4 protein-coding genes are annotated in these 4,535 nt (G+C 70.3%); 2 read left to right on the top strand and 2 right to left on the bottom strand.

All coding sequences use genetic code 11. The features are described 5' to 3' along the window. Positions 1–88: 88 nt before the first annotated feature. Both hisS and ABZ117_RS34140 read right to left on the bottom strand, forming a co-directional pair. Positions 89–1,351 (bottom strand): histidine--tRNA ligase, encoded by a 1,263-nt coding sequence (gene hisS / locus ABZ117_RS34145; protein WP_356826684.1) that lies wholly within the window; start codon positions 1,349–1,351, stop codon positions 89–91. Between the two features lie 13 nt (positions 1,352–1,364). After that, positions 1,365–2,072 (bottom strand): MBL fold metallo-hydrolase, encoded by a 708-nt coding sequence (locus ABZ117_RS34140; RefSeq protein WP_356826682.1) that lies wholly within the window; start codon positions 2,070–2,072, stop codon positions 1,365–1,367. Between the two features lie 168 nt (positions 2,073–2,240). Here ABZ117_RS34140 and ABZ117_RS34135 point away from each other — a divergent pair, with 168 nt between their 5' ends. Together ABZ117_RS34135 and ABZ117_RS34130 are read left to right on the top strand one after the other, a co-directional pair. Next, on the top strand, positions 2,241–3,071 hold the full coding sequence (locus ABZ117_RS34135; protein ID WP_356826680.1) for a peptidylprolyl isomerase: 831 nt from the start codon (positions 2,241–2,243) through the stop codon (positions 3,069–3,071). 154 nt (positions 3,072–3,225) lie between these two features. Next, positions 3,226–4,464 carry a DUF349 domain-containing protein gene (locus ABZ117_RS34130; RefSeq protein WP_356826678.1) on the top strand — a complete coding sequence of 413 codons (1,239 nt, stop codon included), beginning with the start codon at positions 3,226–3,228 and terminating at the stop codon, positions 4,462–4,464. The last annotated feature ends 71 nt before the right edge of the window (positions 4,465–4,535 follow it).

Below are 4,535 nucleotides of genomic sequence, written 5' to 3'. Positions count from 1 at the left end.
CTACGACAAGAGGGCCTACGTCTTCCACGGCACCGTCACTGTCGCAGCGGTCCGCTTATGGCTCCGGCCGTGATCCGCCGGACAGAACCTAGCCGAGCCGGGACTCCAGTTCGGCCACGATCTCGTTGACGCCGATCGCCGTCTGCTCGCCGGACTCCATGTCCTTGAGCTGGACGACGCCTTCGGCGAGGTCACGCTCGCCGGCGACGATCGTGTAGCGGGCGCCCGAGCGGTTGGCGTTCTTCATGGCGCCCTTCAGGCCCTTGCCGCCGTACGCGAAGTCCGCCGCGATGCCGACCTTGCGCAACTCGGTGACCTTGGCGAACAGCACCCGGCGGGCCTCCTCGCCGAGCGGGACCGCGAAGACGCTGGTAGCGGAGGGCAGGTCCAGCTGCACTCCTTCGGCCTCCAGCGCGAGGACCGTGCGATCGACGCCCAGGGCCCAGCCGACGGACGGCAGCGCGGGGCCCCCGATCATCTCGGACAGGCCGTCGTACCGGCCGCCGCCGCCCACCGCGGACTGCGAGCCGAGCCCGTCGTGCACGAACTCGAAGGTGGTGCGCGTGTAGTAGTCCAGGCCGCGCACCAGCTTCGGGTCGTCCTCGAAGGAGACGCCCGCGGCGGTGATCAGCTCGCGGACCTCCTCGTGGTACGCCTTGCACGCGTCGCACAGGAAGTCACGCAGCAGCGGGGCGCCCGTCAGCTGCTTCTGGACCGACTCGCGCTTGTCGTCGAGGACCCGCAGGGGGTTGATCTCGATGCGGCGGCGCGTGTCCTCGTCCAGGTCCAGGCCGTACAGGAACTCCTGCAACGCGGTCCGGTAGACCGGGCGGCACTCCTTGTCGCCCAGGCTGTTCAGCAGGATGCGGAAGTCGCGCAGGCCCAGCGAGCGGTACGCCTGGTCGGCCAGGATGATCAGCTCGGCGTCGACGGCCGGGTCCTCCGCACCGAGCGCCTCGGCGCCCACCTGGGAGAAGTGCCGGTACCTGCCCTTCTGGGGGCGCTCGTAGCGGTAGTAGGAGCCGGAGTACCAGAGCTTGACCGGGAGGTTGCCCGCCTTGTGCAGGCCGGCCTCCAGGGCCGCGCGCAGCACCGACGCCGTGCCCTCGGGGCGCAGGGCGAGCCGGTCTCCGCCCTTGGTCTCGAAGGCGTACATCTCCTTGGTCACGATGTCCGTGGACTCGCCGACACCGCGCGCGAACAGCTCGACGTTCTCGAAGCCGGGCGTCTCGACGTAGCCGTAGCCGGCGGTGCGCAGCGGGGCGGCGATCGCCTCGCGGACCGCCAGGTACCGGGCCGAGTCGGGCGGGATCAGGTCGTAGGTGCCCCTGGGGGCCTTGAAGGTGCTCACCGAAGGTCTCTCGTCACATTCCTCGTCGGGGAGCCGGGGAGGCTCCCTGGCCGGCCGCCACCTGCCGCAGATGGGGGTTGGTGGCGCGCTCCTGGCCGATGGTCGTCTGGGGGCCGTGTCCGGACAGCACCACGGTGGAGTCGTCGAGCGGCAGGCACACGCGGGCCAGCGACTCGAGCATGTCCGTCATGGATCCGCCCGGCAGGTCGGTGCGTCCGATGGAGCCGGCGAACAGCAGATCCCCGGAGAAGAACACCGACGGGATGTCGGCGCTCTCGGGCATCCGGAAGGTCACCGACCCCTTGGTATGGCCGGGCGCGTGCGCGACGGAGAACTCGAGGCCCGCCAGTTCGAGGGTGGCGCCGTCGCTCAGTTCCCTGACGTCGTCCGGCTCCCCCACGGTCAGCTCGCCCATCAGCGGCATACCGATGGAGCGGCCGAGCGCCTTCTCGGGGTCGCTCATCATGTACCGGTCCTCGGGGTGGATCCAGGCCGGTACGTCGTGCGCCCCGCAGACGGGGACGACCGAGGCCACGTGGTCGATGTGGCCGTGGGTGAGGACGACGGCGACGGGCTTGAGCCGATGCTTGCGCAGCGCGTCCGCGACGCCTTCGGCGGCCTGGTGGCCGGGGTCGATGATCACGCACTCCGCACCGGCGGCGGGGGCGACGAGATAACAGTTCGTCCCCCAGGCCCCGGCGGGGAACCCGGCAATGAGCACGGTCGTCCTTCGTTGTGTCGGTCACGGGCTGCTTCAGCTGCGGTCAGAAGCCTACCGGCGCTGCCGTTTCCTCAGCGAACCCATATACGGTACGGGGCTACACACTGCGGTCGGCTCACGAGGACGCACGCGTACCGCCCGCCACGACACGCATGAGGAGATAACCCGGTGGTCAGCCAGGAGCAGCGGCGGCGTCAGCTCGCCCGGGAGAAGTTCTTGCGGCAGCAGCAGCGGCGTACCCAGGCGCGGCGCAAGGCCCGTCTGCGCAACTCCGTGATCGCGTCGGTCCTGGGCGTGGTCGTGATCGGCAGTGTCGCGCTGTACACGACCGGGGTCCTGAAGGACGACGGCAAGAAGACGAACGCGAGCGCCGGCACCACGCCGAGCGCGACGCCCACCAGCAAGGCGCCGGACCCGTGCGCCAAGCCGGCGGCCGGCTCGGTGAAGAAGCTCAGCTGGAAGAAGGAGCCGGCGATGACGATCGACACGTCGGCGAAGTACACGATGAAGCTCGCGACGACGTGCGGTGACATCGGCATCGCGCTGAAGACGGCGGCGGCCCCGCACACGGTGAACTCGTTCGACTTCCTGGCGGGCAAGGGCTACTTCGACCACACCAGGTGCCACCGGCTCACCACCGCGCAGATCTTCGTCCTCCAGTGCGGCGACCCCCAGGGCACCGGGATGGGCGGGCCGGGCTACACCCTCCCGGACGAGAACCTGAAGGACAAGGCCCTCAAGGGCAACACCTACCCGGCGGGCACGGTCGCGATGGCCAACACCGGACAGAAGCACACCGGCGGCAGCCAGTTCTTCCTCGTCTACAAGGACACCCCCCTGCCGCCCAGCTACACCCCGTTCGGCACGGTGTCCGAGCAGGGCATGAAGGTGCTCAAGAAGATCGCCGCGGCCGGTAGCGCGCCGGCCGACCCGAGCACCCGCAACACCGCCCCGAACGCCACCGTGGTGATCAACAAGGCGACGGTGACGAAGTCCTGACGGCCAGGGTGGCGCGGGACGGCCTACTGCCGGATTTCGGTCGCGCTGGATGCGGACAGGCCGCCCGTCGGTCGCCTATGTTGGCCGTGACGAAACTGTGGACGATGCCCGGGGGTGCTGAGGCTCCCCGCAGGCATCATGTGGAGGAGGCGCTGTGAGCAGCGACCCGTGGGGACGCGTCGACGAGACGGGGACCGTGTACGTGCGTACGGCCGACGGCGAGCAGGTCGTCGGCTCCTGGGCGGCCGGCTCCCCCGAGGAGGCGCTTGCCTACTTCGAGCGCAAGTACGAGGGCCTGGTTGTCGAGATCGGCCTCCTCGAGAAGCGGGTGCGGACCACCGACCTGTCGTCGAAGGACGCCCAGACCGCGATCGGCCACCTGCGCGAGCAGGTGGACGCGCACCACGCGGTCGGTGACCTGGACGCCCTGCGCACGCGGCTGGACAAGCTGGTGGAGACCGTCGAGGCACGCCGCGAGGAGCGCAAGGCGCAGCGCGCCAAGCAGTCCGACGAGGCCCGCCACGCCAAGGAGGCGCTGGTCACCGAGGCGGAGGAGCTGGCGCAGTCCGACCAGTGGCGGGCCGCCGGTGAGCGGCTGCGGGCGCTGGTGGACACCTGGAAGGGCCTGCCTCGGCTGGACCGCAAGTCCGACGACGAACTGTGGCACCGCTTCTCCCACGCCCGGTCGGCGTTCTCCAAGCGGCGCAAGGCGCACTTCGCGCAGCTGGACGCGCAGCGCGAGGAGGCCCGCCGCGTCAAGGAGCGGCTGGTCGCCGAGGCGGAGGCGCTGTCGGGTTCGGCGGACTGGGGTCCGACGGCGGCCCGTTACCGCGAGCTGATGGCAGAGTGGAAGGCCGCGGGCCGCGCCCAGCGCGAGCACGAGGACGACCTGTGGAACCGCTTCCGCGGCGCCCAGGACGTCTTCTTCGCCGCCCGCAGCTCGGTGTTCGCCGAACGGGACGCGGAGCAGTCGGAGAACCTGAAGCTGAAGGAGGAGCTGGCCGAGGAGGCCGAGAAGCTCCTGCCGATCCAGGACCTGAAGGCCACCCGGGCCGCTTTCCGTTCGGTCAACGAACGCTGGGAGGCCATCGGCCACGTCCCGCGGGACGCGCGGCCGAAGGTCGAGGGCCGGATGCACGCCGTCGAGCGGGCGATCCAGGAGGCCGAGGAGGCCGAGTGGCGCCGGACGAACCCGGAGGCGCGCGCGCGTGCCGAGGGACTGACGGGTCAGCTCCAGGCCGCCGTGGACAAGCTGGGGAAGCAGATCGAGCAGGCGCGCGCCCAGGGCAACAACGCCAGGGCCGACAAGCTCCAGCGTGAGCTGGAAGGCCGCCAGGCGCTCCTGGAACAGGCCCTGAAGGGCTTGCAGGAGTTCGGCGTTGGTCACGGATGAGTCCATTCTCTTACCAGAAGTCGGGCAGGCTGTAGCGATAGGTGTTGGACCGGTGCCAGTGGTGGTTGCCG

Origin of the sequence: Streptomyces sp. NPDC006309, assembly GCF_040613095.1 — a bacterium.
Lineage (GTDB): Bacteria > Actinomycetota > Actinomycetes > Streptomycetales > Streptomycetaceae > Streptomyces.
Note: the sequence above shows the minus strand (reverse complement) of the source record. Positions and strands in the feature narration are given on the sequence as shown.